The organism is Pseudomonas sp. NPDC077408, from assembly GCF_050269105.1.
Lineage (GTDB): Bacteria > Pseudomonadota > Gammaproteobacteria > Pseudomonadales > Pseudomonadaceae > Stutzerimonas.
In genome coordinates this window covers 555,588-581,756 of the sequence record NZ_JBNNHS010000001.1, presented here as the reverse complement: position 1 = coordinate 581,756, position 26,169 = coordinate 555,588, and the positions used below count along the sequence as shown (strand labels likewise).

Sequence of the window (26,169 nt, the reverse complement as noted above, 5' to 3'; positions counted from 1 at the left end):
AACATCAACCGGCTGCAAGACCAGCCAGACAAGGCCATCCCATGCGTCAACCGGATATCGAAATTTACCTAAGGGACGCGAGCCAGGACGCCGTCACTGAGTGGCTGAACCAGGCGGTCGGAAGCTGCTCTGCCTGGCAAGCCAAGGGTAAAACCTTCAAGTGCAGCGCCGGCAACATTCCAGTGACCTGGCTGCCGAAGGCCGTGGGAAAGTGGCACAGCCTGTTGCTCGAAAGCGACGCGACGCCCTGGGAAGACGATATCGCCTGCGCCCGCGACGCCTATCAGGCACTTGGTGTAGAGATTCGCTGCGCGCCGGGCGGTTGGCAGGAAGAAGAATCGGTGGAAGACGCCGACCGCTGGATCAGCGTCAGCGAGCGCGGCGAAGCTGAAATCCTCTGGCGTACCGACTGACCACCCATTGGCACAGCACGGGCGATACGGCTTCCTTCTGTAGCGATACGCTCGATCGAACTACTCGGAGCGACCGATCGGGAAAAACTGGCCTTGGCTCCAGACCCCCAGCCAGTCGGCTCCATCGATCTCACGCGGCACGGCCAATTCAACCAACTGGTAGAACACGTTGCGATGAATCAGCGCTTCGAGGTTGGCCCGCACATGAACGTAGGGTGCTGGCTCCTGAGTATCCGGATCTAGCTCGACCCGAATTGGGTGCTCTGCTCCCGCTTCGGTTTCGTCTCCGACATTGGTGATAAAGCGGAGCACCTGAGCTTCTCCGCTTCCCTCTGCCACCAGTTCAACCGCCACGAACGGCGCATCATCCACCTTGATGCCGACCTTCTCGACTGGGGTCACTAGAAAATAGTCATCGCCGTCTCGCCGGATCACTGTGGAAAACAGTCGCACCATAGCAGGCCGCCCGATAGGCGTGCCTTGGTAGAACCAGCTACCGTCGCGCATGATTCGCATGTCCAGATCACCACAGAACGGTGGATTCCACAGATGCACCGGTGGCAAGCCTTTCTTCTCGGCGTTGGGAATCTGACTCAACAGATTCGCAGCTTTTCCCGCATCGCTCATATTGACTCCTCAGCGCCCCAGGCCTATCAGGCGCCGGGCGTAATCACGCAAGGGCGGACCCAACAAGACCTGCGGTGTCGCGTCATAGATATTTAGCAATCCGCCGCGACTGCGAATACTTGCCGTATCGGCCAGATACCTATTGCCGGTCTCGATCAGCATCAACTGAACCGTGCTCGTATCAACACCCAGTCGGTCGAGCGCGCGTTGGTCATCAAACTCATCGAAACTGCCGATACGGTCGTCTGCTGCGGCGAATCGTGTGTACAGCAAGTAATGGGCACCCGCGATTGCCGCCTGGTTCAATGCTTCTTCCAGTCCTAGAGGTTCTGGAGCACGCCGGACCAGCGGAAAGTACTGGACGAAGCTCTCAAACGCCTCTTCGGCCACTACGTTCGGGCGCGGATAGGCGCCGCCTGGGGGAACGAAGTGACCCTGCGCAATGTAGATGAACGAGTCGGGCTGCAGGCGCCACGAGGCGGACCTGACAGTCTCGCTATGGTCGAGAATGCCAACGTCACGCAGCTGATGGCGGGTGCCCTCAGCCATGTCGCTTACCTTCATGCAGCCGCTTAACAGGAGTGCGGCCACGATAAGGCTAAACACGTTCATCTCTCGCTCCAGACGTGACGGAAAACCGACGATTAGCGAAGCAATGCAGCAAACACGCCAGTTAGACGATGTGCCGCTCACAACCGCCTTCCGTCGTGCAGCAATGAAGCCGGTGTTATCAATCGGATAAAGCGCCGCCGGTATCTTGCGCAGCGAATAATAGCCCGCCCTAGGCTCACGATTGGCACGGTAGCTCTGCCGACATATCAACGGCACGAGCGCATTAGCATCAAAAATGACGAATGCCAGTGTCTGGATGATTGGCATATATCGGTAGCTTCACACTGCAAGTTAATTATTCCCCACGTTTCTGTCGCTGAAGTTCACCGGTCCCATGACCGAAAAAGGATACGGACCTAAGGTGACGGCCGGTTAAGTCTTCGCTTCTCGGCTTAGGGTGTACTATCAACACTTGCCCCATCAGATATCGGCTAGCTATGTCCACGCGAAGCGAAGAGAGCCATGAGATTGTAGATTCTCTGACGCGTCGCGTTGGCCCTAACCCTGACGCCGCAGCAGTCGCCCAGGCGATCATCTCCATACTGCAGGACATAGACTCATCGCTGACCCCCATCGTCGGGCAGCAAGGTGTTGCTGCGCTTTATCGCCGTAGCCTGCACCTGTGCCTCTCTAGCCACCCACACCTGGCCAGCACGTATGGCGGGATGCAGGCTTCTCTCGACCTGACCGTTCTGCAGGCCGTGCTCGTTAAGCAAAGCGAAGCCGAAGCGCTGCTTTTTGGTGAGGTGTTGCTAGTTACATTCCACGAGCTGCTGACCACGCTTATCGGGTCCTCGCTCACCACACGCTTGCTTCGCGGTGTGTGGGAACCTTCTTCGAGCGAAACCCCTGCGCAGGAAAAATCGCCATGAGCACCAAAGCGACTATCAACCGCCTAGCCACCGGTGTACCGGGGTTGGACGAAGTGCTTGGCGGAGGGTTGCCGGAGTTTTCCTTCAACCTGATCGCTGGCCCCCCAGGCTGCGGCAAAACCACCCTGGCTCACCAGATGATGTTCGCGCTGGCGACCCCCGAACGCCCCGCGCTTTTTTTTACGGTGCTCGGTGAGCCACCGCTGAAGATGCTGCGTTATCAACAGCAATTCGAGTTCTTCGACAGCGAAGCGATTAACAAGTCGATCCGCTACATCAATCTGGCTGACGATACCCTGGCCGGCGATCTGGACGAAGTGCTGCGGCGTATCGTCAGCGAGGTTGAAAGCCATTCACCCGCTCTGGTGTTCGTCGACTCGTTCCGTTCGGTAGTGCTGGCCAGCCAGACCCAGAACAACCCGAACAACAACCTGCCGCAGTTCGTTCAACAACTGGGCATGCTGATGACCACTTGGCAGGCAACGACATTTCTGATTGGTGAGTACTTCACCGAAACCGATACCAACCCGATTTTCACCGTGGCCGATGGGCTGATCTGGTTGCGCCAGAGCGTTCAGCGCAATTCCATGGTACGTAAGATGGAAATCATGAAGATGCGTGGCCAGCCAACGTTACCTGGGCTGCACACGTTCCGCATTGCCACGTCGGGAATCAAGGTGTTTGCACCCGCGGTGTCCAGTCCCGTCGAGGAACCGCAGACCTTCCCTCTGAAGCGCCTGAAAATGGGCGTACCGCGGCTCGACGATATGCTCGGCGGTGGACTGCCTCTGGGCTATTCCCTGCTCGTGGCCGGACCATCGGGTTCTGGTAAAAGCGTTCTGGCTGCATCCTTCCTCGCCGAGGGTGTTCGCAATGGCGAAACCGGCGTCATCGCTGTATTCGAACAACGACCCAATCGCTCGCAAAACGCCACCCTTGCCGATCTGATTAAGAACGGCCAAGTCGGTTTGGTCGACAGTCGTGCCCCTGACCTATCCATCGACGAAATCGTTTCTGAGCTGTTGAGCGAGATCGACCGACTGAAGGCGACCCGCGTGGTGATCGATTCCCTCTCGGGCTTCGAACTGGCGCTGGCACCTACATTCCGTGAAGACTATCGTGAATCGCTTTCACGGATGGTCACTGCACTGACCTCTGCTGGGGTCAGTGTACTGATGACTTCGGAGCTCGAAGATCGCTACACGGACTTGCGATTCAGTCCTTACGGTACGGCCTTTCTCACCGACGCCATCATCGTCCAGCGTTATATAGAAGTTGAAAGCCGCTTGTTGCGCATCATGGCGGTGGTCAAGGTGCGCGCCAGCAGTCATTCGGATGAGTTACGCCTGTATCGAATTGACGATAACGGACTGCAGATCGGTGAGATGTTGTCGGATCAAGAAGGTCTGCTCGGAGGACGACCTACCCAACGGTGTCGCAGTGGGAACGAGGGGTGAATACAAACTCGTGAAAAAGACTAGTGCCGACAACAAGCTAGCTATGGCTACCGCCTCCAGCGAACTGTTCCGGCTCGGGCAGCAAACCGTCGAAGCTCGCGCGGTCCTCGCGGCATTGCATAAAGAGCTCAACGATACCCATAGCCAACTCGTCGACAGTCAGCAGATGGAGCAACTGATCGAGGCCAACCAGCAATTGGTTCTAGCGACCTTGTTAGCGCAGTCGGATGCAAAAAGATCGCAGCTCACGCAAGCAGAGCAGCAGCTATATCAGGATATGCGTGAAGCCAACGAACAGTTGGTTACGGCCGCCTTGAGCGCAAAAGACCTGCAGGCCTCAGCCGAACTCGCCCTGGAGCAGCAACGCAAAGTACTCGCATTGGTAGCTCACGAACTGCGCAATCCCCTGACACCTATCAGCATGATCGCAGGGCGTCTGGGTCGTGTGCCCAGCGAGGAGCTGCCGCGAATGCAGGCCTTGATCGAGGGACAGGTACGCCACATGTCTCGACTGGTAGAGGATCTGCTCGACCTGGCGCGTGCCAGCACCGGCAAGTTTCGACTCAAATGTTGCGTTGTCGATATGGTTCAGATCATCCATGAAGCTGTGGAGCTCTGCAGTCCGGCAATGATCGCGCGCGACATACACTTGAGCACAATACTCCCCGACGGGGTGCTGGCAATAAATGGCGACTCCATGCGGCTCGCCCAGATTCTCGGCAACCTGCTGGGTAATGCGGCCAAGTACACGCCGGTCGGTGGCTCGGTCAGCCTTTTGGCTACTGCCGAAGGGGACATGGTGGAGGTCAGCATTCGCGATAACGGCATCGGGATCACAGCGCAAGCGCTACCGTTCATTTTCGAGCCATTCGTGCAGGATGTGAATGCGATTGGTTTCAACGGTGCAGGGCTGGGCATCGGTCTGACGGTAGTCCGCGAGTTGGTGGAGGCACACGGTGGCACGGTGACCGGCAAGAGTGAGGGAAGCGGTAAAGGAAGTGAGCTGGTAGTGAGGCTTCCTTTGGTGAAGCATGACACTTCGCTGGGACGCTGATCTCTTATCCAAATGCTGAGATGGTTTTCCAACAGTAACGACCAGGGTAGCCGCGAAGGCACGGCAGCGGTCGGAAGTCCGCTGCCCTATATAGTCCGAATGACCCGTTTCAGTCACCAACCTTTATGCGTTCTCAGTTCTAGAGAATGCTCCGCGACCCAATCGTTAGTTACGCCACCACATCGCAGAGACTGGGCTAGTCTCGCTTGCGCTTGTTGCCCATACGCACGCCGATATCCATAAGAAACTGGAAGAAGCCTTCTTGATCCTCGAGAACATTACTCCAGAACGGCGAGTGGTAGAGCGCTACAGCCCCATGTACCAAGGCCCAGGCTGCGCAATAGTGGAAATAAGGCGGCACGTCCTCCAGCTTTCCTTCGGCAATGCGCCCTTTGATCAGCTGGGTTAGATGCTCGAAGTTGGAGGCCCGGATACGGTGCAGCTCCTCGACCATTTCCGGTACCTGATTACCCTTGACCACCTTTTCCTCGAGACGGTCGAACAACCGATAGCGCTGGGGATCGCCCATGCGAAATTCGAAGTAGGCGCGAGACAGCGCTTCTTTGTCCTGATCAAGACTCGGTGAATGCAGCAGCTCGTTCAGATCCCGCTCATAGTCGAGCATCAGCCGCAGGTAGATTTCGGCCTTTGATTTGAAGTGCTTGTAGATGGTGCCTTTGCCGATCCCCACCCTGTCGGCGATCATCTCGACGGTGACGCTGTCTTCTCCCTGTTCGAGAAACAACTGGAGCGCCGTGTCGAGAATCTCTTGTTCGCGACGGCGAAATTCGCGGACCTTACGGGATTCATTTTGCATAAGTGGCTGCAGTGTGAAAAATCGAAGCACATGATTATGCCTGTTTAGTCAGAAAATGCACGGAAGATTGCCTATGAGTACATTGAATGACGAATTCCCCCAAATCGACGGCTTGCGGTACCTGAATCACGCGGCCGTCTCGCCCTGGCCTCGCCGTGCGAGCGATGCGGTAACCAGCTTTGCCCAACAGAACATCACGATTGGCGCGCGCGACTACCCGCAGTGGCTGGCGGTTGAAACCCGTCTGCGAAATCGCCTGGCCAGGTTGCTGAACGCACCAACCCCAGCAGACATAGCGCTGGTCAAGAACACCTCGGAAGCACTGTCTTTCGTAGCCTTCGGACTGGAGTGGAAGCCCGGTGACCAGGTGGTCATCAGCGACGAGGAGTTTCCCTCCAACCGTGTAGTTTGGGAGGCGTTGCGGCCGCAAGGGGTCGAGGTCATCCAGGTCAGCCTCAAGGGTGAAGATCCCGAAGGCGACCTGCTCGCGGCCTGCGGGCCGAACGTTCGCTTGCTGGCGATCAGCGCCGTGCAGTACGCGAGCGGCCTGCGGCTAGACCTGCCGCGACTCGGTGAAGACTGCGAACGACGTGGCGTTCTGCTGTGCATCGACGCAATCCAACAGCTGGGCGCGCTGCCATTCGATGCTCAGCAATGCCGGTGTGCATTTGCGATGGCCGACGGACATAAATGGCTGCTGGGCCCAGAAGGCCTGGGTGTGTTCTATTGCCGGAGCGATCTACGCGATCAGCTCAAGCTTCACGAGTACGGCTGGCATATGCTCGAGCACGCCGGCGATTATGACCGCAGCGATTGGCAGCCGGCGAGCAGCGCGCAGCGCTTCGAGTGCGGCAGCCCGAATCTGCTCGGCGCCATGGCATTGGAAGCCAGCCTGTCCTTGTTGGAAGAGGTGGGAATAGTCACGGTGGCACAGGCACTGGCCGAACGGATCGACCACCTCCAGCGAGAGCTATCGGCCATGCCGGGGGCCGAATTGCTGAGCCCAACCGATCCAGCTCGGCGAGCCGGCATTCTGACTTTCCGGATCGATGGGATAGACAACTCGACGCTTTTTCAACGCCTCAAGGAGGAGCAGGTCGTCTGTGCGCTTCGTGGTGGAGGGATCAGATTCTCACCACATTTCTACACGCCGCCAGCGGTCATCGAACAGAGCCTGGCAGTGGTTCGCGGGCTGGTCGCGAAGTGAGCGATCAGCCTGGACGCGACTATTCCAAATCCGTTTAAAAATCGCCGCAATCGCCCAGCAGCGTTTAGGATTCGGACCAATACTGCAATCACTGGCCGCGCAATCCCCCCACTGCTCGGCCAGCTGAGGAAGCGAGGAACGTGACCTCATACTCCTAATGGTCTTGACCCGGCTCCCCGCGACGCCGGGTTTTTTTTGTTCGCTGTGGCCATACGCCTCAACGTATCAACGTATCAACCATGCGCGGCACGCCGGCTCGAAAGCCGCAACCGGAAGCACAGCCAGATAAACAGCGCCCAAAATGGTATCGCGATGATTGAGGTTCGCAGACCGGGCATCGACAACATGATCGCGGCAATCAATGCCACGAACGCCAGGCAAATGTAATTGCTGAGCGGATACCAAAAGGCCTTGAACGAAGGCTCGATGCCCTGCGCTTTCATTGCCTTGCGAAACTTCAAGTGGGCGAGACTGATCATCGCCCAGTTGATCAGCAGCGCCGCAACCACCAACGACATGAGCAACTCAAGCGCTGTTTGCGGCAGCAGGTAGTTCACCAGCACACAGAGCATGGTGACGAGTGCAGAGACAGCGATTGCAAGCACCGGTACCCCACGGCGGTTGACCATCATCAACACCTTCGGCGCATCGCCCTGCTCCGCCAGGCCGTATAGCATGCGACTGTTGCAGTACACGCCGCTGTTATAGACAGAGAGAGCCGCCGTCAGCACCACGAAGTTGAGGATGTGCGCAGCCGTGTCACTGCCGATCAGTGAAAAGATCTGCACGAAAGGGCTGCCGCTGTAGGGGTCGCCGGCCGAACCCAACGTTTCCAGTAGGCTGTCCCAAGGGTAGAGCGCCAGCAGAACGCTGAGCGCGCCGATGTAGAAGATCAGAATCCGATAAACGACCTGATTGATGGCTTTGGGAATGACTGTCTTCGGGTCGGATGCTTCGGCTGCAGTGATCCCCACCAGCTCCAAGCCGCCGAATGAAAACATGATGATTGCCAGGGCCATGACCATCCCGCTGATACCGTTGGGGAAGAACCCGCCGTGGCTCCAGAGGTTGCTGAAGCCAGCCTGTTCACCACCCGCGCCGCTCAGCAAGAGGTACAGGCCGAGCGCAATCATGCCGACAATGGCTCCGACCTTGACGATCGCGAACCAGAACTCAGTCTCACCAAAGGTCTTAACGTTGACTAGGTTGATCAGATTGATCAGCACAAAAAACACCGCAGCGGTGGCCCAAGTCGGCACCTCCGGCCACCAAAACTGGACATATTTACCCACCGCGGTCAGTTCGGCCATCCCCACCAGGACATACAGCACCCAGTAATTCCAACCGGAGAGAAAGCCTGCATAAGGGGCCCAATATTTGTGCGCAAAATGACTGAAGGATCCCGCAACCGGCTCCTCGACGATCATCTCGCCGAGCTGACGCATGATGAGGAAGGCAATCATCCCACCGATGGCATAGCCAAGGATCATCGACGGCCCGGCGCTGCGCAGCACGCCGGCTGAGCCGAGGAAGAGCCCCGTTCCAATAGCCCCGCCGAGTGCGATCAGCTGAATGTGCCGGTTTTTCAGGCCGCGTTGAAGCGGCCCGGTGTGCAGCGTATCGCTGGACATGGCGTCACCTAGTTTGGTCTGTGACGAAGAAATGACGAGACTGACGGAAGGCTATGCTTTGAGCGCCAACCCAAACCCTCGTATCCGCATGCCGGCTACCGGCATGTGCATTAAGCGGCGCGGATTGTACACGGCATGTGCGGAGAAGGCCCGCCAAGCACACCGCCTTGCACGCGCGCTCGCGCTCGTCAGTTCTTGACGCGCGCCAAGGGAAAAAGCCGCTTGAAGTTATCTGTGGTTTGAGCCGCCAGCACCTCGAAGCCGACCCCGCGCAGATCAGCGAGATACTCGGCGACCTCGCGCACATACTGCGGCAGGTTCGGTTTGCCGCGGTAGGGGATCGGGGCCAGGTAAGGCGAATCCGTCTCCACTAGCAGGCGATCCGCAGGAACACGGCGAGCGACATCCCGCAAGGCATCGGCGTTGCGAAATGTCACGATGCCGGATAGCGAAATATAGAACCCTAGATCCAAGGCAGACTTGGCCATGTCCCAGTCTTCGGTGAAGCAATGCAGTACGCCGGCCTGCGGCAACGAAGCCTCGCGGAGCAGCGCCAGCGTGTCGGCACGAGCCGCACGAGTGTGGACGATGACTGGTTTACCGCTGATCCGCGCGGCATCGAGATGCAGACGGAAGGATTGCTGCTGCAACTCGGCGGCTTCAGGCTCGTAGTGGTAGTCAAGCCCTGTTTCGCCGATCGCCACTACACCGGGCGCGTCCAGTTCCTGCAGCAACCAGTCCATGGCAGGTTCGGCACCCGGCTCGAGGTCCAGCGGGTGCACCCCCACCGAACAATCGACGTCGTCATAGCGCTGCGCAAGCGCTTTGACAGCAGCAGTATTCTCGGCGCTGACACCGATACAAAGGAAATGCCCAACACCACGCTGACGCGCAGCATGCAGAGCTGCATCGAGGGAGTTGTCGTGCAAGGTAAGATCGAGACGATCGAGGTGGCAATGCGAGTCGATCAGCATGGAAAAGTACCCGAACCGAAAACGCGCCATTGTAGAGCAAAGCAGCCCATCGGTCGCAGTCAGGTCAGCGCGGCGGAAAAAGCAACGGCAAAAAAGCTAAGCGAACGAATCGCTTGCGATGACGCTACATGGTGTGCGTTGGACGGTCTGATTTCATCGCGCCGGCGAGGTAGGTTTCAATCTTGTTGCGGGCAGTCGAGTCACCCTCATTGAACTGCACGCCAACGCCTGCGGCCCGGTTGCCTTGGGCGCCCTTGGGCGTGATCCACACGACCTTACCCGCAACCGGAATCTTTTCCGGCTCGTCCATCAGGCTCAGCAGCATGAATACCTCGTCGCCAAGCTTGTAACTCTTGTTAGTCGGGATGAACAATCCGCCATGCTTGATGAACGGCATGTACGCCGCATAGAGCACTGACTTGTCCTTGATGGTCAGAGACAGAATGCCGTTACGCGGACCAAGGTTTGCAGGCAGGCTCATGCGGTATTCATTCCTAACAACAGTTCGATGGATTCTAGCTTGGCCCGGGCAAGCTTGCCCACTGCACCAGAAGCGCTTCGAGAAGCAAGACACGATTAAGATTGGCTTTGCCCAGGACCTTCTGTCGATGGGCAAGCAACCAATCCTGCAGCACCAGCAGCCGGTCGGGTGACGACTTCTCCGCCAGGTATTGAATCACCTTCTGCATATCGGCTGCGCCAAGCCCTTCTTCATCGCCGGTCATTTGAAAGCGCAATATCAGATGAGCCCATTCGCAAAACCAATCGAACAACAGGATCAGCGAATGCGAATTCCAGGCCTCAGCCAGCTGACTGGGAGATTGCTGCCGTTTGAGCAGTTTCTTTACCCCGTCGACTACTTGCACCCGCATATCGAGTACGCCCGCACCCTGCAGCTTGAGCGCGGCCAATGGCGAATTGGCAGACAATGCAAGCAGCTCCTCGCGCTGCGCAGGCGACACATCTGGAAGTTGGACCGCCAGCCAATCAAGGCTCTGCTGGCGCCCGGGCAAGGGGCAGCTTTGTTGCACGCAGCGACTCTTGATCGTCGGTAGCAGCCGGCTGGGCTGATGACTGATAAGCAACAGAACGGTATCGCCTGCAGGCTCCTCGAGACTCTTGAGCAAGGCGTTGGCAGCGTTAAGGTTCATCGCCTCGGCTGGCTCGAGCAGAACGACCTTACGTCCACCTAGCTGAGCAGTCTGAGTAACAAAACCTACGAGGTGGCGCACCTGATCGACCTTGATCGCTTTGTCGGCCTCCTCCGGTTCCAGAATGTAATGGTCTGGATGGGTATGCGCTGCAAGCAACAGGCAGCCTTTGCAGGTCCCGCACGCACTCAGTGCGGCCGGCCGTTGACACAGTAAAAGTGCCATCAGCTGTTCAGCTAAGGCGCGCTTGCCAATACCGGCGGGCCCGTGCAGCAAATAGGCATGAGCATGCTGTTGACGACCGGCTAGCAACTGCCAGAGATCAACCTGCCATGGAAGAATGCCGTCAGCCAAGCGCACGCTCCAACACCTCAGGCAGAAGCCTGTCCAGACTCTGTTGTACTGCGGCTAGAGACTGGCCTGCATCGACCACACGATAGCGCTGCCGGTCCTGCTGCGCCCGATTGAGATAGGCGCTGCGCACGGCCTCGAAGAATTCGAGCCCTTCCTGCTCGAAGCGATCAAGACGTCCCCGAGCAGCGGCGCGGCTCAGACCGATTTCAACGGGCAAATCGAAGATCAGCGTCAGGTCCGGACGCATCTCACCCTGAACAAAGCATTCAAGCTGCTCGATGCGCGGGGTGGGGAGACCGCGGCCACCGCCCTGATAAGCGTAGGTGGCATCGGTAAACCGGTCGCACAGCACCACAGCGCCTCGCGCGAGCGCGGGCCGAATGACCTGAGCAAGATGCTGTGCGCGTGCCGCGAACACCAACAACAGCTCCGTATCGCTGTTCATGGGTTCGTCTGCAGGCGCCAACAGCAGTTCACGAATGCGCTCAGCCAACGGCGTGCCCCCGGGTTCACGCGTCAGGACGACGTCTAGGCTGTGTTCACGCAAGCGCTGCGCGAGGTACTCACGGTTGGTGCTCTTGCCCGCGCCTTCGGGCCCTTCCAATGTAATAAAGAGTCCTGTCACTGGGCATTCTCAATCGGCGCCGGGGTTTGCCGGGGCGGTGGGCTGGAACGATAGTCTGCTCGGCGCTTGAGTTGATATTCACGCACCGCGCGATTGTGTTCGCTCAACGAATCACTGAACACGTGGCTGCCATCCCCCCGAGCGACGAAGTAGAGGCTTTTTCCTTCAACCGGGTGCAGCGCAGCGTGAATCGCTTCCCGGCCAACCATCGCGATCGGCGTCGGTGGTAACCCGCTGTTGGTATAGGTGTTGTAGGGGGTCGGCCTGCGCAGATCGCTGCGGGTGATCCGCCCCCTATATTGTTCGCCCATACCATAGATCACCGTCGGGTCTGTCTGTAGCAACATGCCTTGCTCCAGCCGGCGAACGAAAACGCCAGCGATCTCGCCGCGCTCTGACGGAACCCCTGTTTCCTTTTCGATGATTGAAGCCATGATCAGCGCCTCATACGGGTCTTGATAGGGCAAGCCTTCGCTACGCTGTTGCCACTCCTCCGCCAGCACCGTTTCCAGCCGTGAATAAGCGCGCTGGAGCAGTTCGAGATCGGTGACACCGCGGGTGAAGCTGTAGGTGTCAGGGAAAAAGCGGCCCTCGGGATGCGAGCCGGCTTGGCCGAGTCGCGTCATGACTTCATCATCTGACTGACCAACAATCGTCTGCTTTACCGTAGGCAGCGCCTCAAGCGCGGCGCGCACCTGGCGAAAATTCCACCCTTCGACGATGGTCAGGGTATGTTGCACAACCTCGCCACGCTGCCATAGCCCGATCATGTCGCGGGCAGTCATCTCTGGCCGCAGTTGATACTCGCCGCTGTGCAAGGTGTGTCCTGAGAGCTTCAGCCGCCAGTGCAGCCGCAACCAGAACGAGTCGCTCAACACGCCGCCTCGCTCCAGCCGTTGCAACAAGCCACTGGGCGTATCCCCAGACTGAACCTCAAGCGTTTGCGCTGCGCCAAGCTGCAGCGGCTGCCCCAAGGCGGAGTGAAGCTTCCAATAGACCAGGCCGAGCGCCAGCGCAGCGATCAGCAAGGCGCCGAGGAGCACAAAAGACAGTTTTCGAATCACGTATTGCTCGACAGATCAGCCACCAGGCTTTGAAGTTTACGTGTGACAGGCCCCACCGGCCATACACTGGCATCCAATTGGCGAACAGGCCAAATGCCATACAGGCTGTTACAAACGAAGACCTCGTCAGCGCGATAGAGCTGCCCTAGCGACAGATCGCCGACCTGGGTCGGCACGCCGGCAATCCGCGCGCGGTCCAGCACTTCTTCGCGCATCACCCCTGCGACCCCGCAGCGCTCAAGGGACGGCGTCATCAACCTGCCCGATTCGACGATGAACAAGTTACTGAAAACGCCTTCGATGACCCGCCCGGAGGTGTCGCGCATCAAGCCTTCGGCGTAGACCGGATCCTGCCACTCGGCTCGGGCCAGCACTTGTTCCAGACGATTGAGGTGCTTCAGACCGGCCAGAATTGGCTGCTCGGCAAGACGGGTCGTACAGGGGTACAGGCGAACGCCCTGTTCGGCATGTGCTTTCGGGTAGTTCGGAAGGGAGGATCCGGTAAGGACGGTTCGAGGCATACAGGGGACGGGCGGAGCATAGCCTCTCTTGCCCTCCCCTCGACTGACAATGAGCTTGGCGACACCCTCTCCAAGCTCGGCACTGAAGGCGATGAGTTGGCTACCTACGCCATTGATGTCGCAGGGGATCGCCAGACGCCGGCAGCCATGTTCCAGCCGCTGCAAATGCCGATCGAGCAGTTCGGGGCAGCCGGCCAACACCTTGATTGTTTCAAATAGGCCGTCGCCGTAAGCAAGCGCTCGATCATGAATGGGCAGCCCTTCAGCTGGCTGCCCATCCACCCAGCTCAACGTCACTCGGCGAACCGGCGGAACACCAGCGACCCGTTGGTGCCACCAAAACCAAAGGAGTTGGAGACAGCAACATTGATTGTCCGCGGCTTGGCCTCATGCGGGACGAAATCGAGGTCGCATCCTTCGCCGGGTTCATCAAGGTTGATCGTCGGCGGCGCCACTTGGTCGCGTATGGCAAGCACGCTGAAGATTGCCTCGACAGCGCCTGCCGCACCAAGCAGATGACCGACCATCGATTTGGTCGAACTGACCGACAGCTCGTAAGCGTGATCACCGAATACCGTTCTGATCGCAGCAGCTTCCGCCTTGTCGCCGGCCGGCGTCGAGGTGCCATGGGCGTTGATGTAGTCGACCTGTTTGGCATCGATCCGCGCGTCCAATATAGCGTTACGGATGCAGCGAGCAGCACCCGCGCCATCATCAGGCGGTGAGGTCATGTGGAACGCATCTGCGCTCATGCCGAAACCAATCAGCTCGGCATAGATCTTCGCCCCGCGAGCCTTGGCATGCTCGAGCTCCTCTAGCACCAACGCGCCCGCGCCGTCGGACAACACAAAGCCATCCCGGTCCTTGTCCCACGGGCGGCTGGCTGAAGCGGGATCGTCGTTGCGGGTGGACAATGCACGAGCGGCGGCGAACCCGCCTATTCCAAGCCCGCTGGCTGCCATTTCCGACCCGCCGGCTACCATCACATCAGCCTCGCCATAGGCGATGTTCCGCGCAGCCATGCCGATGCAATGCGTACCCGTCGTGCAGGCCGTAGCAATGGCGTAGTTAGGGCCTTGCAAACCAAGATGGATCGATAGAAAACCGGAAACCATGTTAATGATCGAGCCCGGCACGAAAAACGGCGATATACGGCGCGGCCCCTGCTCGATCAATGCCTTGCAGCTGTTTTCGATATTGGTCAGGCCACCAATGCCCGAGCCCATGGCGACGCCGACACGCTCGCGATTGGCATCGGTGATTTCCAGCCCGGAATCTCGTACTGCCTGGAAACTGGCGGCCAGTCCGTACTGGATGAAAAGGTCGAGTTTGCGAGCCTCTTTAGCGGGCAGGTACTGCTCGACATCGAAATTCTTGACTGATCCGCCAAAGCGAGTGGAATAGGCGGAAAGGTCCATATGCTCTATTAGGCCGATACCACTGCGGCCGGCGAGAATCCCCTGCCAGCTGCTTGGCACATCGTTACCCAGCGGTGAGAGCATGCCCATACCGGTAATTACGACGCGTCTACGCGACACAGCAATTCTCCTTGCATTCATTCGACTCGCCCTGCTCCGCTAGCATCTGTAACGGAAAGAGAGCCGCCTTCACAGATGTCGGCCACCGGCACGACCAGCTGCATTCAACTAACTCAAACAAAAGCCGCACTGCCCTTTCGAGGCAGTGCGGCTTACTGGTTCGAAGCAGGACTACGACTTACTGCGCGTGCGCGTTGATGTAATCGATAGCTTCTTGAACAGTGGTGATCTTCTCGGCTTGCTCGTCCGGGATTTCGGTCTCGAATTCCTCTTCCAGAGCCATCACCAGCTCAACGGTGTCAAGGGAGTCGGCACCCAAGTCTTCGACGAAGGAAGCGCTGTTGGTAACTTCCTCTTCTTTGACGCCAAGTTGCTCGGCAACGATTTTCTTGACGCGTTCTTCGATGGTGCTCATACCTTGTTTTCACTCCTATGGAAAAATCAGGCAGCTGGTCTGCGCGGTAGTGTATAGAAAGCGTTTTCCGCATTTCAAGCTGAAAGCGGGCAAGCATGAACCTGCTTTCAACCATCTGTCTATAAACAAACCACAGTTTTATAACGAAACTAATCAGCCGTTATGACTGCGTACATGCGTCGGGCGTCACATTAGCTCATGTACATACCGCCATTCACTGGGACAGTGGCCCCGGTGACATAGGCGGCACCGTCAGAAGCTAGGAAGGCGACGACCTTGGCAATCTCTTCCGCCTGACCGAGGCGACCCAGCGGGATCTGCCCCAGTAATGCGTCACGCTGAGCTTCTGGCAGCTCGCGCGTCATATCTGTATCGATGAAGCCCGGAGCCACGGCGTTGACCGTGATACCGCGCGAACCGACTTCACGTGCCAACGCGCGACTGAAACCTTCGAGTCCGGCTTTGGCCGCGGCGTAGTTTACCTGCCCGGCGTTCCCCATGGCACCCACCACGGAACCGATACTGATAATTCTCCCCCAGCGGGCTTTAGTCATGCCCCGCAGAACACCCTTGGTCAAACGATAAAGGCTGCTGAGATTGGTATTGATCACCTCGTGCCATTCGTCGTCTTTCATCCGCAACATCAGGTTGTCCCGCGTGATGCCGGCGTTATTGACCAGAATAGCCGGCTGACCGAGGTGCTGCTGAATATGCTCCAGGGTGGTGGCAACTGATTCATCACTGGTGACGTCCAACACCAGCCCAGCACCTTCGATGCCGTTCTCTTTGAGCGTCTCAGCAATGCGCTCAGCCCCTGAAGATGAGGTCGCCGTGCCGATCACGATGGCGCCTTGACGTCCAAGTTCAAGCGCTATGGCCTGACCAATACCACGACTGGCGCCTGTTACCAGCGCGACCTTGCCTTGCAAATTCATACCTATCTCCTTATTCAGAGCACTGCGCCACGGGTGGCCGCAAAACCTTCGGGGGTGTCCAGATTGTAGGTGCTGAGGCCTTTGACGCAGCGCTTATTGAGACCGGAAAGCACCTTGCCCGGGCCGCACTCGACCAGACCGGTCACACCGTGTTCGCTTAACACAACAACAGTTTCGACCCAGCGAACCGGACTATAGAGCTGAGCCAGCAGATTGCGTCTAAGCGAGTCGAGATCCGAAACGATTGCTGCACTGACATTTTGCACCAATGGGATCTCGGGGGCCCGCCAGCCGGCGCCGGTCACGGCAGCGGCAAACTGCTCGGCTGCAGGGCGCATCAGGTCGCAATGAGAAGGCACGCTGACCGGCAGCGGCATGGCGCGCTTGGCACCCTTGGTTTTGCAGACATCGATGGCTCGCTCGACCGCCGCAGCGTTGCCGGCAATCACGACCTGGCCTGGCGCGTTGAAGTTGACCGCACTTACGACCTCACCCTGCGCCGCCTCGCCACACGCTGCCAAAACATCGGCATCCTCTAGACCCAAAATCGCGGCCATGCCGCCGGTACCGGCCGGAACAGCCTGCTGCATCAGCTGACCCCGCAGCTCGACCAGTTTCACCGCATCGGCAAACGGAAGGCTACCAGCAGCAACCAACGCCGAGTACTCGCCCAGGCTGTGACCCGCGACGAAGGCCGGCTTCGCACCGCCCTCAGCCAGCCACAAACGCCACAATGCAATCGAAGCGGCGAGAATGGCGGGCTGAGTCTTGTCGGTCTGATTCAGTTGGTCCTCTGGACCCTGCTGACAAAGTGCCCACAGATCGTAACCCAACACAGACGAGGCCTCGGCAAAGGTATCGATGATCAGCGATTGCTGGGCGCCATGCTCGGCGAGCATGCCTAGGGCCTGGGAGCCCTGGCCTGGAAAGACGAATGCAAGTGATGCGGACATGAAAACGGCTCTCTTGTGGTTGTTCGTCAGAAAAGAATGCGCACTAGGGCGCAACGAATTGTTCAGTTGGATGCCGATCCACCGGGTGCAGTCACATCACCCGGGTCGCTTGTGGACCGATCAGTCACAAGCAAGTGTTCGAGACGACTGCGCAATTGCGCCGGAAGATTTCGCTCTACATCTTGCGCAGCACGGCGTATAGCCGACCGAAACCCCTCGCCAGCTGCACTACCATGGCTCTTCACGACAATACCTTGGAGTCCAAGGAAGCTGGCACCGTTGTACTGAGCTGGGCGCAGGTCCGCCCGCAACTGACGCAGCAAGGGCAGAGCCAGCGCACCGACCAGGCGTGAAATCAATGAGCGACGGAAAAGCAGCTCGACCCGCGTGGCTACCATATGCGCCAAACCTTCGCTAGACTTGAGCAGAATATTGCCAACAAAGCCATCACATACCGCAACATCTGTTTCGCCGCGGAACAGCGCGTCACCCTCGATGAACCCTTGATAGTTGATACCGCTAGCCTGCTGCAAAAGCCCGGCTGCTGCTTTGACCTGTTGATTACCCTTGATTGCTTCGGTACCAATATTCAGCAACGAGACGCGTGGCTGCTCGATACCAAGGCTTTGCGCCGCAACCGACCCCATGACAGCGAATTGATAGAGCTGCTCGGCCGTGCAGTCCACATTCGCGCCGAGGTCAAGCAACAGGCACGACCCCTCAAGCGTAGGAATCGCAGTCACCATCGCCGGGCGATCCACCCCAGGCAGGGTTTTCAATACCTGCCGAGCAAGTGCCATCAGCGCACCAGTATTCCCGCCACTGACGCAAGCCTGAGCCTGCCCATCACGCACCATCTCCAGAGCGATGCGCATGGACGAGCGCGGCTTGGCGCGCAACGCCTGCGCTGGACGCTCATCCATACCGATCACTTCATCGGCATTGACAATCGACAGACGAGCGCGATCCACAGCTGGATGCCGAGCGATAATTTCTTCTAACAGGGAGGATTGGCCAACCAAGGCCAGATGAAGCGAGGGGTATTCAGCCAGACATTGGACACTGGCCGGAACAATGCAGTGGGGACCGAAGTCCCCACCCATTGCATCGATCGCTATGATCGGAGCAGACAAGGTTTACTCGTCAGCGCCCTTATCGATCACTTTACGACCACGGTAAAAACCTTCCGGAGAAACGTGGTGACGCAGGTGAACTTCACCGGTGCTCTTTTCCACGGACAGGGCGTTCGGCTCGAGTGCATCGTGCGAACGACGCATGTCACGGGCGGAACGGGATTTTTTGTTCTGCTGAACAGCCATTGGGATCAACTCCTAAACGTTTGGGTCACGCTTTAACTGAGCCAGTACGCTGAACGGGTTGGACCGCGATACCTCGTCCTCTTTCGGCTCGGGCTCATCAGGCCCAGCCGGCGGCTGGCAAACTTCTTGGTCATGGAGTGGAACAATCGGAAGAGCGAGCAGAAGCTCCTCTTCAACCAGCGCCAGCAGATCCAGAGGATCCTCTCCCACTTCCAGCACGTCATAACCCTTAGGCAGGTGCTGACTGCTCGACCCTTCATTCACCACGGCATAATCGCATTCGCTGTGAATAGGCAGAACAACCGGCTCCAGACAGCGCTGGCAAATCATCGTGACCTCAACATCCAGCTCACTGTGGATGACCACAGTGCGCTGCTCGTCGCGCCCAAAATCAAAACTGGCGCGCACCACACCCTTATCATCCTCAAGAGGATCGACGAGCCGCTTCAGCCCAGACAATTGCAGCTCGCCCTTCAGGGAAGCCGCTCGGTCAGCGAGCTTGCGCGGATCTACGTGCGGAGGTATTGGTCCTTTCAACATAAGCGCGGCATTCTAGGGATGCGCCTGTCGACTGTCAAAGGAATTCAGCCGCACAATAGCGCTCGGCCGACCATCGATCAGTACCTATATATAAAGGAAGAAGAATGCGACCCCTGCTTCTCGCATCAAGCTCCCCTTATCGTCGCGAACTGCTTTCACGCCTTCAGCTTGAGTTCGCTTACAGCGCCCCGGAAATAAATGAAACCCCACTCACCAGGGAGCTACCGGAACATCTCGTACGCCGCTTGGCCCTAGAGAAAGCCAAAGCCTTGGCACCCTCTCATCAGGATCATCTGATCATTGGCTCCGACCAGGTCGCCGTGCTTGGACAAAACATCCTTGGCAAACCTCACACCTTCGACCGAGCAAAGAGCCAATTACAGAGCTGCAGCGGCAAAAGCGTAGACTTTCTAACCGGATTGGCACTGCTGGACAGCCGAACCGGGGCCGCCCAGATCGACTGCATCGCTTTTACCGTTCACTTCCGGACGCTTGGTGATCAGCAGATCGAACGCTACCTGCGGGCCGAACAACCCTACGATTGCGCCGGCAGTTTCAAGGTAGAGGGCTTGGGAATCAGCCTGTTCCGCAGCACCGAAGGAACAGACATCACCAGCCTAATTGGGTTACCCCTGATCCGACTGGTAGACATGCTTAACAATGCCGGGGTCGAAGTACCCTGACACTGCACTAACGCAGCTGAGGCCCCTGGAAACCCATCCACAGGGCAAGCTGCGAACCAATACTGACACCGAGCTGCTTGGTAAACCGCTCCAAAGGCGAGTCTTTGACGGTGAAATCCACCAGCTCAGCTTCCCCAATTACCTCGCGTGCGACATAGCTGGCATTGCCAAGACCATCAATCAAACCGAGCTCAAGCGCCTGCTCACCAGACCAGATGAGCCCGGAAAAGAGCTCAGGATGCCCCGCGACTTGCAATCGATCGCCCCGCCCCTGCTTCACGCTGTCGATGAACTGCCGGTGAGTGGTAGCAAGCACGCTGCGCCAGAACTCGGTTTCCTCTGGCTTTTCCGGCTGAAAGGGGTCTAGAAACGCCTTGTGCTCCCCTGAGGTATAGACACGGCGCTCGACGCCCAGCTTGTCCATTGTCTCGACAAAGCCAAAGGTCGCAGCGGTGACGCCGATAGAGCCAACCAGACTCGACTTGTCGGCATAAATTTCATCCGCAGCGCTTGCAATGTAATAAGCGCCAGACGCCCCTAGATCGGCAATCACTGCATAAACTTTGATGGCCGGGTACTCCCCACGCAACCGGCGGATCTCATCATAGATATAGCCGGACTGCACCGGACTGCCACCCGGACTGTTGATCCGCAACACCACACCCTTGGTATTTGAATCCTCAAAGGCCGCACGCAACGCACCGACAATGTTGTCTGCACTCGCCGCCTCTTCATCGGCAATCATTCCGCGGACATTGATGATCGCAGTATGGGTATCACCAACAGCTTTCCCTTCCCCCATGTGCAACAGCGGCGAAAATATCAGCAGCGCCCCAAAGAGATAGACGAATGTCACCAGCTTGAAAAAGATCCCCCAACGCCGAGCTCGCCGCTGCTCCTGGACGCCGGCAAGCAGCGTTTTCTCCAACAGCTTTAGACTAGTACGGTCTTCCTTAGACTCATTCACGGGTTTCCCCCATTCATCCGACATATGCAACCACCTCAGCGTGACCAGCAGCAGAGCACAGCCAGTCACCGAGCTCCGAAAAATGATTGATAGCCATGCACGGCGAACACGACAACAGCACCTCGACGGGTTGTGCGCCGTAGGAAACCGCAACACTGTCTACGCCTGCGCGCCTTGCCATCTCCAAATCGAACACCGAATCCCCGATCATCAGAGCCCGCTCGGGCCCGACCCCGCAGTGAGCGAGGATTTCGTGGATCATGAGCGGGTCAGGCTTGCTCGCAGTCTCATCAGCACAGCGGGTCACATCGAAAAAATCAGTCCAACCCTGCCCTGCTAGGACCCTATCCAGCCCGCGCCGCCCCTTGCCAGTCGCCACAGCAAGCTGATGCCCCTGATCACGGAACTGTTGTAGCGCGTGCGCCACACCTGGATAAAGCGCCGACGGCTCAGCCTCCAGTGACAAATAATGGTCGGCGTACGCACGACGGAACGCCTCAACCAACCTTCTGTCGGTGACATTTGGATACAGCGCGGCTATCGCCTCAGGCAGACCTAGCCCAATAATCCCCTTGATACTGTCCTCATCCAGCCGCGGCAGGTCACACCGGGCCGCAGCAACCAAAATGGATTCAACGATACGCCCGATGGAATTCACCAACGTCCCATCCCAATCGAAGATCAGCAGTTCGTACTTATTCACCAAGCCTCTCCAGCGTCCGGGCCCAGACATCATCGACCGGCGCCTCCAAACTCAGTTCGCCACCGTCAGGCAAAGGAACCTTCAGCGCATAGGCATGCAGGAACAGGCGCTTACCACCCAGATCACGAATGAGTGCGGAAAACTCTTCATCACCATATTTATTATCGCCAGCGATGCTGTGACCGGCATGGCGGGCATGCACACGAATCTGATGCGTACGTCCGGTTACCGGCTTGGCCTCGACCAGCGTAGCGAAGTCGCCAAAACGGCGCAGCACGCGGAAAAGAGTCAGTGCGTCTTTGCCCTCGTCAGTGACCTCCACCATCCGCTCACCTGAACGCAGGGTATTTTTCAGCAGCGGCGCATTTACTTGCTTCTTACCGGTGTCCCAGCGCCCCCGCACGAGAGCCATGTAGCGTTTGTCGACCCCATCGCCCCGCAATTGCAGGTGCAAGTGACGCAGCATGCTGCGTTTCTTTGCGATCATCAGCAACCCGGAGGTGTCCCGATCCAGGCGATGCACCAGCTCCAACTCCTTTGCATCCGGGCGCAACTGACGCAGGGCCTCGATAACCCCGAAGCTGAGCCCGCTGCCTCCATGCACCGCGATCCCTGCAGGCTTGTTCAACACGATCAAGGCTTTGTCTTCGAAAACGATTGCCGCCTCAAGCCGCTCGAGAAGCCCTTGCGCGAGCGGGACTGGCTCGTCCCGCTCAGGCAACCGAAGCGGTGGCACCCTCACGACATCACCCGCCTGAAGCTTGTACTCGGGTTTAATACGGCCTTTGTTTACCCGCACCTCGCCCTTGCGCAAAATGCGATAGATCAAGGTCTTGGGCACACCTTTGAGCTGGGTACGGAGAAAGTTATCAATGCGCTGGCCGGCAAGCTCCGGCGAGACCTCGAGCATTTGCACGCCGGAGGTCTGAGAGGGGGTATTGGTCATGCGCGGATGATATCAATTTTCCCTTATTTGAAGCACTTAAACATTACTGTTATAGTCCAGGCGCCGCCAAAAGCGGACAGGTTAGAGAATGCCAGCGAAACCGCCATCCTTGACCCAGCAATGTTCCAGGACGTGAGGCCGTCCAGCGGAGCTTTTCTCAAGCAGCAGAAGCTCCGAAACAAGCCTTGAAGACATGATGCGTGTTCCCGAAGGGGAATCACGATAATCGATAACCCGCTCCCGGATTCTGCGAGCGGCACCCGATTTTCAAAGTATGAGTGTTGGGTGGAGATGTACAGCCCTCGGATTGCGTAGTAAAGGCTTTCATAGACGCTTCATTCCGTCCGCTACCGATTGCTGATTCCTCCTCCCGAACCATTGCTTCTGTTCCGACAGTAAGCAGGAGACGTCGTCGCGACGCCGGCCCAACCGGCCTGAAATCGCTGGACACTGGAGTGCCTTACAACCATTCCTGACTCACCTGACACCGACCGCGAGAGTCGTGTGTGCCGAACGCCGTTTCCGCTGCCTTGGAAACCGACGGTACTACATGAAAAGAATGCTAATTAACGCGACTCAGCCCGAAGAGTTGCGTGTCGCACTGGTCGATGGCCAGCGCCTGTTCGACCTTGACATCGAATCCGGTGCTCGTGAACAGAAGAAAGCCAACATCTACAAGGGTAAGATCACTCGCGTCGAGCCCAGCCTTGAAGCCGCCTTCGTTGATTTCGGTGCCGATCGCCACGGGTTCCTCCCCCTCAAGGAAATTTCCCGCGAGTACTTCAAGAAGTCGCCGGAAGGCCGCGTCAACATCAAAGAAGTCCTGAGCGAAGGCCAGGAAGTCATCGTTCAGGTCGAAAAAGAAGAGCGCGGCAATAAAGGCGCTGCCCTGACCACCTTCATCAGCCTCGCCGGTCGCTATCTCGTATTGATGCCGAACAACCCGCGCGCGGGCGGCATTTCTCGTCGAATTGAAGGCGAAGAACGCAACGAACTGCGCGAAGCACTGAACGGTCTTGATGTCCCTGCCGATATGGGCTTGATCGTCCGTACTGCCGGCCTCGGCCGTTCAAGTGAAGAAATGCAATGGGACCTCGATTACCTGTTGCAGCTATGGAGCGCAGTCAAGGAAGCCTCTCAGGATCGCGCCGCGCCCTTCCTGATCTATCAGGAATCCAACGTCATCATTCGCGCCATTCGCGACTACCTGCGCCAGGACATCGGCGAAGTTCTGATCGATAGCGTCGAAGCCCAGGACGAAGCGCTTTCCTTTATTCAGCAGGTCATGCCGCAGTACGCGAGCAAGATCAAGCTGTACGAAGATCCTGTACCACTGTTCAACCGTTTCCAGATCGAAAGCCAGATCGAGACGGCCTTCCAGCGCGAAGTGAAGCTGCCATCCGGCGGTTCCATCGTTATCGACCCGACTGAGGCGTTGGTGTCCATCGACATCAACTCGGCGCGCGCCACCAAGGGCGGCGACATCGAAGAAACTGCCCTGCAGACCAACCTGGAAGCGGCCGAGGAAATCGCCCGCCAGCTGCGCCTGCGCGACATTGGCGGCCTGATCGTCATCGACTTCATCGACATGACCCCGGCCAAGAATCAGCGCGCCGTTGAAGAGAAGGTTCGTGAAGCACTGGAAGCCGACCGCGCACGAATCCAGGTCGGCCGCATCTCGCGCTTCGGCCTACTGGAAATGTCCCGCCAACGCCTTCGTCCATCGCTCGGCGAGACCAGCGGTATCGTCTGCCCGCGCTGTAATGGCCAAGGCATCATTCGCGATGTCGAATCATTGTCGCTGGCCATCTTGCGTCTGATCGAAGAAGAAGCCCTTAAGGATCGTACCGCCGAGGTCCGCGCCCGCGTTCCCTTCCAGGTTGCCGCCTTCCTTCTCAATGAGAAGCGCAACGCGATCACCAAGATCGAACTGCGCAGCCGCGCGCGCATCTTCATCCTGCCGGACGATCATCTGGAGACGCCGCACTTCGAAGTGCAGCGCCTGCGCGACGATAGCCCGGAAATTATCACTGGTCAGGCCAGCTATGAAATGAGCCCAACCGAGGTTGAGGAAGTTCAGCCGGTCAGCTCGACGCGCACACTGGTTCGCCAGGAAGCGGCCGTCAAAACCGCACCACAGCGTACCGCGCCCGCGCCGGCCCCGATCGCTGCGCCCGCTGAGCTGCCTGCACCCGCCACTCAGGAGCCAAGCCTGTTCAAGGGGTTGGTCAAGTCCCTGGTCGGCCTCTTCGCCGGCAAGCAGGAAACGCCAGCCGCCGAAGTTGAGAAGAAACCCGCCGCTAGCAGCCGCCCGCAACGCAACGATGAACGCCGTAGTGGGCGCCAGCAGAACCGTCGCCGTGATTCGCGCAGCAACCGCGACGAAGAGCGCAAGCCTCGTGAAGAGCGCGCCCCGCGTGAAGACCGTCAGCCTCGTGAAGAGCGTCAGGCGCGCCCTCCACGCGAAGAGCGCAAGCCACGGGAAGCTCGCGAACCGCGTGAGTCTCGCGAGCCAGTCGAAGCCAGCGAAAGCACTGCACAGCCGCAACAGCAACAGCAACAGCAACAGCAACCACGTCGTGAGCGCACCCCACGCGAAGATCGTCAGCCGCGAGAAGAGCGCAAACGCGAATTGCGCGCACCGCTCGATGATGTCGCGCAGACCGCTCCAGTCGCGGCGAACGGCGAAGAAAGTTCTGAGCGTAAGCCGCGGCCGCCCCGCGAAGAGCGCAAACCTCGTGTAGAACATGTAGAACAAGCCGAGGAACAGCAGAACGAAACCGCGGAGACCGCTCAGGAGGAGCAGGAGTCGCCAGAAGGTAGCGATCGCCCACGCCGCCGCTCTCGTGGCCAGCGTCGCCGCAGCAACCGCCGTGATCGTCAACGCGACGCCAACGGAAACGAAATCGACGACGAGGCCCAAAGCAACAACGCCGAGGTAAGCGAAAGCAATGCGCCGGTGAAATCTGAACAAGTCGCCATTGCCGCAACTGCCGCCGCTCTCGCAGCGAACACCGCAGACACCGACACCGCACCCACTGAGATTCAAATTGAAGCAAGGGAAGCGGAAGCCCCAGCTCCAGCTGTGGCCGTTAATAACACGCCCGAAGCAACCGAAGTTGACAAGCCAGCTAATGTTCCCGCGACTCAGGATAGCGAAGCCGTGACACCGGTTATCGCAGTAGCGGAGCCAGCTCCGGCGGTGCAGAAAGCCAGCGAGCCCGAAGCGTCAGCAACGGCGCCCGAGACTTCACAGCCTGAGGCTACACCTGCTTTCGAGGAGCCGACCCAGACCGCGACCGAGACTGAAGCGCCGGTCGTGACGGCTAGCGGTCGTGCACCTAACGACCCACGTGAGGTCCGCCGCCGCCGCTTGGAGCAAGAGCGTCTTGCTAAAGAAGCAGCCGAGGCCGAAGCGAAAGAGAAAGCGACCCCCGAAACCCAAGCTCCGGCAGAAATGGCCAGCCCTGAAATCGTTGTCAGCGAACCGGACACCGACGCGACAAATGAGCAGCCAGCCAGCACGGCAAATGGCAATGCAGAGCCAAGCGTTGCCCGGAAGCCGGAAACACCACCTGCCGAACCTGAAGCCGAACAGGCCGTGACCGAGCTGCTCCAGCCCGAAGTGGAGGCGATCAAGCCCGCCACTGAAGCTGACGCGGATGCGCAGGAGGAAGCCGATCCGCAGGGCCTCGACAAGCGTCAAGACTGACAGGACCAGCGATGTAGAAAGGGGATGCTTCGGCATCCCTTTTTTATTTGTTGGCGAACAAATGTGGAAAGATCGCTGC

The 26,169-nt window shown here is 58.4% G+C and carries 27 protein-coding genes; 7 read left to right on the top strand and 20 right to left on the bottom strand.

Annotated features, from left to right (window positions below; genetic code table 11):
• The first annotated feature begins 41 nt into the window (after positions 1 to 41).
• Positions 42 to 413: a hypothetical protein gene (locus tag ACQKEK_RS02960; protein ID WP_241530595.1), complete on the top strand. Its 372-nt coding sequence runs from the start codon at positions 42 to 44 to the stop codon at positions 411 to 413.
• Between the two features lie 60 nt (positions 414 to 473).
• On the opposite strand, the gene ACQKEK_RS02955 is transcribed toward ACQKEK_RS02960, so the two are convergent.
• A complete protein-coding gene (locus ACQKEK_RS02955) occupies positions 474 to 1,040 on the bottom strand; it encodes a DUF1285 domain-containing protein (RefSeq protein WP_128119410.1) in 567 nt (188 codons plus the stop codon).
• A gap of 9 nt (positions 1,041 to 1,049) precedes the next feature.
• Positions 1,050 to 1,652: a DUF4823 domain-containing protein gene (locus ACQKEK_RS02950; protein ID WP_499141342.1), complete on the bottom strand. Its 603-nt coding sequence runs from the start codon at positions 1,650 to 1,652 to the stop codon at positions 1,050 to 1,052.
• Positions 1,653 to 2,089: 437 nt separating this feature from the next.
• Between ACQKEK_RS02950 and ACQKEK_RS02945 the strand changes: the two genes are divergently transcribed.
• The 3 genes from ACQKEK_RS02945 to ACQKEK_RS02935 are packed head-to-tail and all read left to right on the top strand — an operon-like array spanning position 2,090 to position 5,035.
• A complete protein-coding gene (locus ACQKEK_RS02945) occupies positions 2,090 to 2,524 on the top strand; it encodes a hypothetical protein (protein ID WP_499140968.1) in 435 nt (144 codons plus the stop codon).
• Positions 2,521 to 3,981 (top strand): ATPase domain-containing protein, encoded by a 1,461-nt coding sequence (locus tag ACQKEK_RS02940; protein ID WP_499140967.1) that lies wholly within the window; start codon positions 2,521 to 2,523, stop codon positions 3,979 to 3,981. The genes ACQKEK_RS02945 and ACQKEK_RS02940 overlap by 4 nt, the downstream gene beginning before the upstream one ends.
• 43 nt (positions 3,982 to 4,024) lie before the next feature.
• A complete protein-coding gene (locus ACQKEK_RS02935; RefSeq protein ID WP_128119411.1) occupies positions 4,025 to 5,035 on the top strand; it encodes a sensor histidine kinase in 1,011 nt (336 codons plus the stop codon).
• Between the two features lie 196 nt (positions 5,036 to 5,231).
• Here the strand turns inward: ACQKEK_RS02935 and ACQKEK_RS02930 are convergent, their stop codons facing one another.
• The gene (locus ACQKEK_RS02930; RefSeq protein WP_045428807.1) at positions 5,232 to 5,852 is read right to left on the bottom strand and encodes a TetR/AcrR family transcriptional regulator; all 621 of its coding nucleotides are present in this window, start codon (positions 5,850 to 5,852) and stop codon (positions 5,232 to 5,234) included.
• Between the two features lie 73 nt (positions 5,853 to 5,925).
• On the opposite strand from ACQKEK_RS02930, the gene ACQKEK_RS02925 reads away from it, so the two are divergent.
• Complete coding sequence (locus ACQKEK_RS02925) at positions 5,926 to 7,059, top strand: aminotransferase class V-fold PLP-dependent enzyme (protein WP_499140966.1); 1,134 nt, start codon at positions 5,926 to 5,928, stop codon at positions 7,057 to 7,059.
• 233 nt (positions 7,060 to 7,292) lie between these two features.
• Here ACQKEK_RS02925 and ACQKEK_RS02920 read toward each other — a convergent pair whose 3' ends face one another.
• From ACQKEK_RS02920 to ACQKEK_RS02855, 14 genes are all read right to left on the bottom strand, one after another.
• On the bottom strand, positions 7,293 to 8,690 hold the full coding sequence (locus ACQKEK_RS02920) for an amino acid permease (RefSeq protein WP_128119413.1): 1,398 nt from the start codon (positions 8,688 to 8,690) through the stop codon (positions 7,293 to 7,295).
• A 188-nt stretch (positions 8,691 to 8,878) separates the two neighbouring features.
• Positions 8,879 to 9,664: a TatD family hydrolase gene (locus ACQKEK_RS02915; RefSeq protein ID WP_128119414.1), complete on the bottom strand. Its 786-nt coding sequence runs from the start codon at positions 9,662 to 9,664 to the stop codon at positions 8,879 to 8,881.
• Positions 9,665 to 9,788: 124 nt separating this feature from the next.
• Positions 9,789 to 10,145, bottom strand: coding sequence for a PilZ domain-containing protein (locus ACQKEK_RS02910; RefSeq protein ID WP_025241024.1), 357 nt, complete (start codon positions 10,143 to 10,145; stop codon positions 9,789 to 9,791).
• A gap of 34 nt (positions 10,146 to 10,179) precedes the next feature.
• Complete coding sequence (locus ACQKEK_RS02905) at positions 10,180 to 11,169, bottom strand: DNA polymerase III subunit delta' (protein ID WP_499141340.1); 990 nt, start codon at positions 11,167 to 11,169, stop codon at positions 10,180 to 10,182.
• A complete protein-coding gene (gene tmk, locus ACQKEK_RS02900; RefSeq protein ID WP_499140965.1) occupies positions 11,162 to 11,794 on the bottom strand; it encodes a dTMP kinase in 633 nt (210 codons plus the stop codon). Before tmk ends, ACQKEK_RS02905 begins: the two co-directional genes overlap by 8 nt.
• Positions 11,791 to 12,858, bottom strand: a complete 1,068-nt coding sequence (gene mltG / locus ACQKEK_RS02895; RefSeq protein WP_499140964.1) for an endolytic transglycosylase MltG — start codon at positions 12,856 to 12,858, stop codon at positions 11,791 to 11,793. Before mltG ends, tmk begins: the two co-directional genes overlap by 4 nt.
• Entirely contained in the window at positions 12,855 to 13,670 is an 816-nt protein-coding gene (gene pabC / locus ACQKEK_RS02890) for an aminodeoxychorismate lyase (RefSeq protein WP_499141339.1), read from the bottom strand. Before pabC ends, mltG begins: the two co-directional genes overlap by 4 nt.
• Before the next feature lie 2 nt (positions 13,671 to 13,672).
• Positions 13,673 to 14,917 (bottom strand): beta-ketoacyl-ACP synthase II, encoded by a 1,245-nt coding sequence (gene fabF / locus ACQKEK_RS02885; RefSeq protein ID WP_046161963.1) that lies wholly within the window; start codon positions 14,915 to 14,917, stop codon positions 13,673 to 13,675.
• A gap of 178 nt (positions 14,918 to 15,095) precedes the next feature.
• Positions 15,096 to 15,332 (bottom strand): acyl carrier protein, encoded by a 237-nt coding sequence (gene acpP, locus ACQKEK_RS02880; RefSeq protein ID WP_003283670.1) that lies wholly within the window; start codon positions 15,330 to 15,332, stop codon positions 15,096 to 15,098.
• Between the two features lie 191 nt (positions 15,333 to 15,523).
• Entirely contained in the window at positions 15,524 to 16,267 is a 744-nt protein-coding gene (gene fabG, locus ACQKEK_RS02875; RefSeq protein ID WP_045428830.1) for a 3-oxoacyl-ACP reductase FabG, read from the bottom strand.
• A 14-nt stretch (positions 16,268 to 16,281) separates the two neighbouring features.
• Complete coding sequence (gene fabD / locus ACQKEK_RS02870) at positions 16,282 to 17,220, bottom strand: ACP S-malonyltransferase (RefSeq protein WP_128119417.1); 939 nt, start codon at positions 17,218 to 17,220, stop codon at positions 16,282 to 16,284.
• Positions 17,221 to 17,282: 62 nt separating this feature from the next.
• A complete protein-coding gene (gene plsX, locus ACQKEK_RS02865; RefSeq protein ID WP_499140963.1) occupies positions 17,283 to 18,353 on the bottom strand; it encodes a phosphate acyltransferase PlsX in 1,071 nt (356 codons plus the stop codon).
• Between the two features lie 3 nt (positions 18,354 to 18,356).
• Positions 18,357 to 18,539, bottom strand: a complete 183-nt coding sequence (gene rpmF / locus ACQKEK_RS02860) for a 50S ribosomal protein L32 (protein ID WP_019342480.1) — start codon at positions 18,537 to 18,539, stop codon at positions 18,357 to 18,359.
• Between the two features lie 12 nt (positions 18,540 to 18,551).
• A complete protein-coding gene (locus ACQKEK_RS02855) occupies positions 18,552 to 19,079 on the bottom strand; it encodes a YceD family protein (protein ID WP_128119419.1) in 528 nt (175 codons plus the stop codon).
• 104 nt (positions 19,080 to 19,183) lie between these two features.
• Between ACQKEK_RS02855 and ACQKEK_RS02850 the strand changes: the two genes are divergently transcribed.
• A complete protein-coding gene (locus tag ACQKEK_RS02850) occupies positions 19,184 to 19,762 on the top strand; it encodes a Maf family protein (protein ID WP_499140962.1) in 579 nt (192 codons plus the stop codon).
• A gap of 7 nt (positions 19,763 to 19,769) precedes the next feature.
• Here ACQKEK_RS02850 and sppA read toward each other — a convergent pair whose 3' ends face one another.
• Genes sppA through rluC form a run of 3 tightly spaced genes read right to left on the bottom strand, consistent with a single transcriptional unit; the run spans position 19,770 to position 22,378 of the window.
• The gene (gene sppA / locus ACQKEK_RS02845) at positions 19,770 to 20,753 is read right to left on the bottom strand and encodes a signal peptide peptidase SppA (RefSeq protein WP_499140961.1); all 984 of its coding nucleotides are present in this window, start codon (positions 20,751 to 20,753) and stop codon (positions 19,770 to 19,772) included.
• Positions 20,743 to 21,462: an HAD-IA family hydrolase gene (locus tag ACQKEK_RS02840; protein ID WP_499141338.1), complete on the bottom strand. Its 720-nt coding sequence runs from the start codon at positions 21,460 to 21,462 to the stop codon at positions 20,743 to 20,745. The genes sppA and ACQKEK_RS02840 overlap by 11 nt, the downstream gene beginning before the upstream one ends.
• On the bottom strand, positions 21,425 to 22,378 hold the full coding sequence (gene rluC, locus ACQKEK_RS02835) for a 23S rRNA pseudouridine(955/2504/2580) synthase RluC (RefSeq protein WP_046161970.1): 954 nt from the start codon (positions 22,376 to 22,378) through the stop codon (positions 21,425 to 21,427). The genes ACQKEK_RS02840 and rluC overlap by 38 nt, the downstream gene beginning before the upstream one ends.
• Before the next feature lie 550 nt (positions 22,379 to 22,928).
• Here rluC and rne point away from each other — a divergent pair.
• A complete protein-coding gene (rne, locus tag ACQKEK_RS02830; RefSeq protein ID WP_499140960.1) occupies positions 22,929 to 26,090 on the top strand; it encodes a ribonuclease E in 3,162 nt (1,053 codons plus the stop codon).
• Positions 26,091 to 26,169 lie beyond the last annotated feature (79 nt).

Coding starts and splice junctions, on each gene's coding strand:
- ACQKEK_RS02955 (WP_128119410.1), bottom strand. CDS start 1,040: ATGAGCGATGCGGGAAAAGCTGCGAATCTGTTGAGTCAGATTCCCAAC.
- ACQKEK_RS02840 (WP_499141338.1), bottom strand. CDS start 21,462: ATGTCTGGGCCCGGACGCTGGAGAGGCTTGGTGAATAAGTACGAACTG.
- ACQKEK_RS02925 (WP_499140966.1), top strand. CDS start 5,926: ATGAGTACATTGAATGACGAATTCCCCCAAATCGACGGCTTGCGGTAC.
- ACQKEK_RS02950 (WP_499141342.1), bottom strand. CDS start 1,652: ATGAACGTGTTTAGCCTTATCGTGGCCGCACTCCTGTTAAGCGGCTGC.
- ACQKEK_RS02910 (WP_025241024.1), bottom strand. CDS start 10,145: ATGAGCCTGCCTGCAAACCTTGGTCCGCGTAACGGCATTCTGTCTCTG.
- ACQKEK_RS02935 (WP_128119411.1), top strand. CDS start 4,025: ATGGCTACCGCCTCCAGCGAACTGTTCCGGCTCGGGCAGCAAACCGTC.
- ACQKEK_RS02855 (WP_128119419.1), bottom strand. CDS start 19,079: ATGTTGAAAGGACCAATACCTCCGCACGTAGATCCGCGCAAGCTCGCT.
- acpP (WP_003283670.1), bottom strand. CDS start 15,332: ATGAGCACCATCGAAGAACGCGTCAAGAAAATCGTTGCCGAGCAACTT.
- ACQKEK_RS02960 (WP_241530595.1), top strand. CDS start 42: ATGCGTCAACCGGATATCGAAATTTACCTAAGGGACGCGAGCCAGGAC.
- rne (WP_499140960.1), top strand. CDS start 22,929: ATGAAAAGAATGCTAATTAACGCGACTCAGCCCGAAGAGTTGCGTGTC.
- fabD (WP_128119417.1), bottom strand. CDS start 17,220: ATGTCCGCATCACTTGCATTCGTCTTTCCAGGCCAGGGCTCCCAGGCC.
- rpmF (WP_019342480.1), bottom strand. CDS start 18,539: ATGGCTGTTCAGCAGAACAAAAAATCCCGTTCCGCCCGTGACATGCGT.
- rluC (WP_046161970.1), bottom strand. CDS start 22,378: ATGACCAATACCCCCTCTCAGACCTCCGGCGTGCAAATGCTCGAGGTC.
- ACQKEK_RS02850 (WP_499140962.1), top strand. CDS start 19,184: ATGCGACCCCTGCTTCTCGCATCAAGCTCCCCTTATCGTCGCGAACTG.
- ACQKEK_RS02915 (WP_128119414.1), bottom strand. CDS start 9,664: ATGCTGATCGACTCGCATTGCCACCTCGATCGTCTCGATCTTACCTTG.
- sppA (WP_499140961.1), bottom strand. CDS start 20,753: ATGTCGGATGAATGGGGGAAACCCGTGAATGAGTCTAAGGAAGACCGT.
- ACQKEK_RS02930 (WP_045428807.1), bottom strand. CDS start 5,852: ATGCAAAATGAATCCCGTAAGGTCCGCGAATTTCGCCGTCGCGAACAA.
- ACQKEK_RS02940 (WP_499140967.1), top strand. CDS start 2,521: ATGAGCACCAAAGCGACTATCAACCGCCTAGCCACCGGTGTACCGGGG.
- fabG (WP_045428830.1), bottom strand. CDS start 16,267: ATGAATTTGCAAGGCAAGGTCGCGCTGGTAACAGGCGCCAGTCGTGGT.
- ACQKEK_RS02945 (WP_499140968.1), top strand. CDS start 2,090: ATGTCCACGCGAAGCGAAGAGAGCCATGAGATTGTAGATTCTCTGACG.
- ACQKEK_RS02920 (WP_128119413.1), bottom strand. CDS start 8,690: ATGTCCAGCGATACGCTGCACACCGGGCCGCTTCAACGCGGCCTGAAA.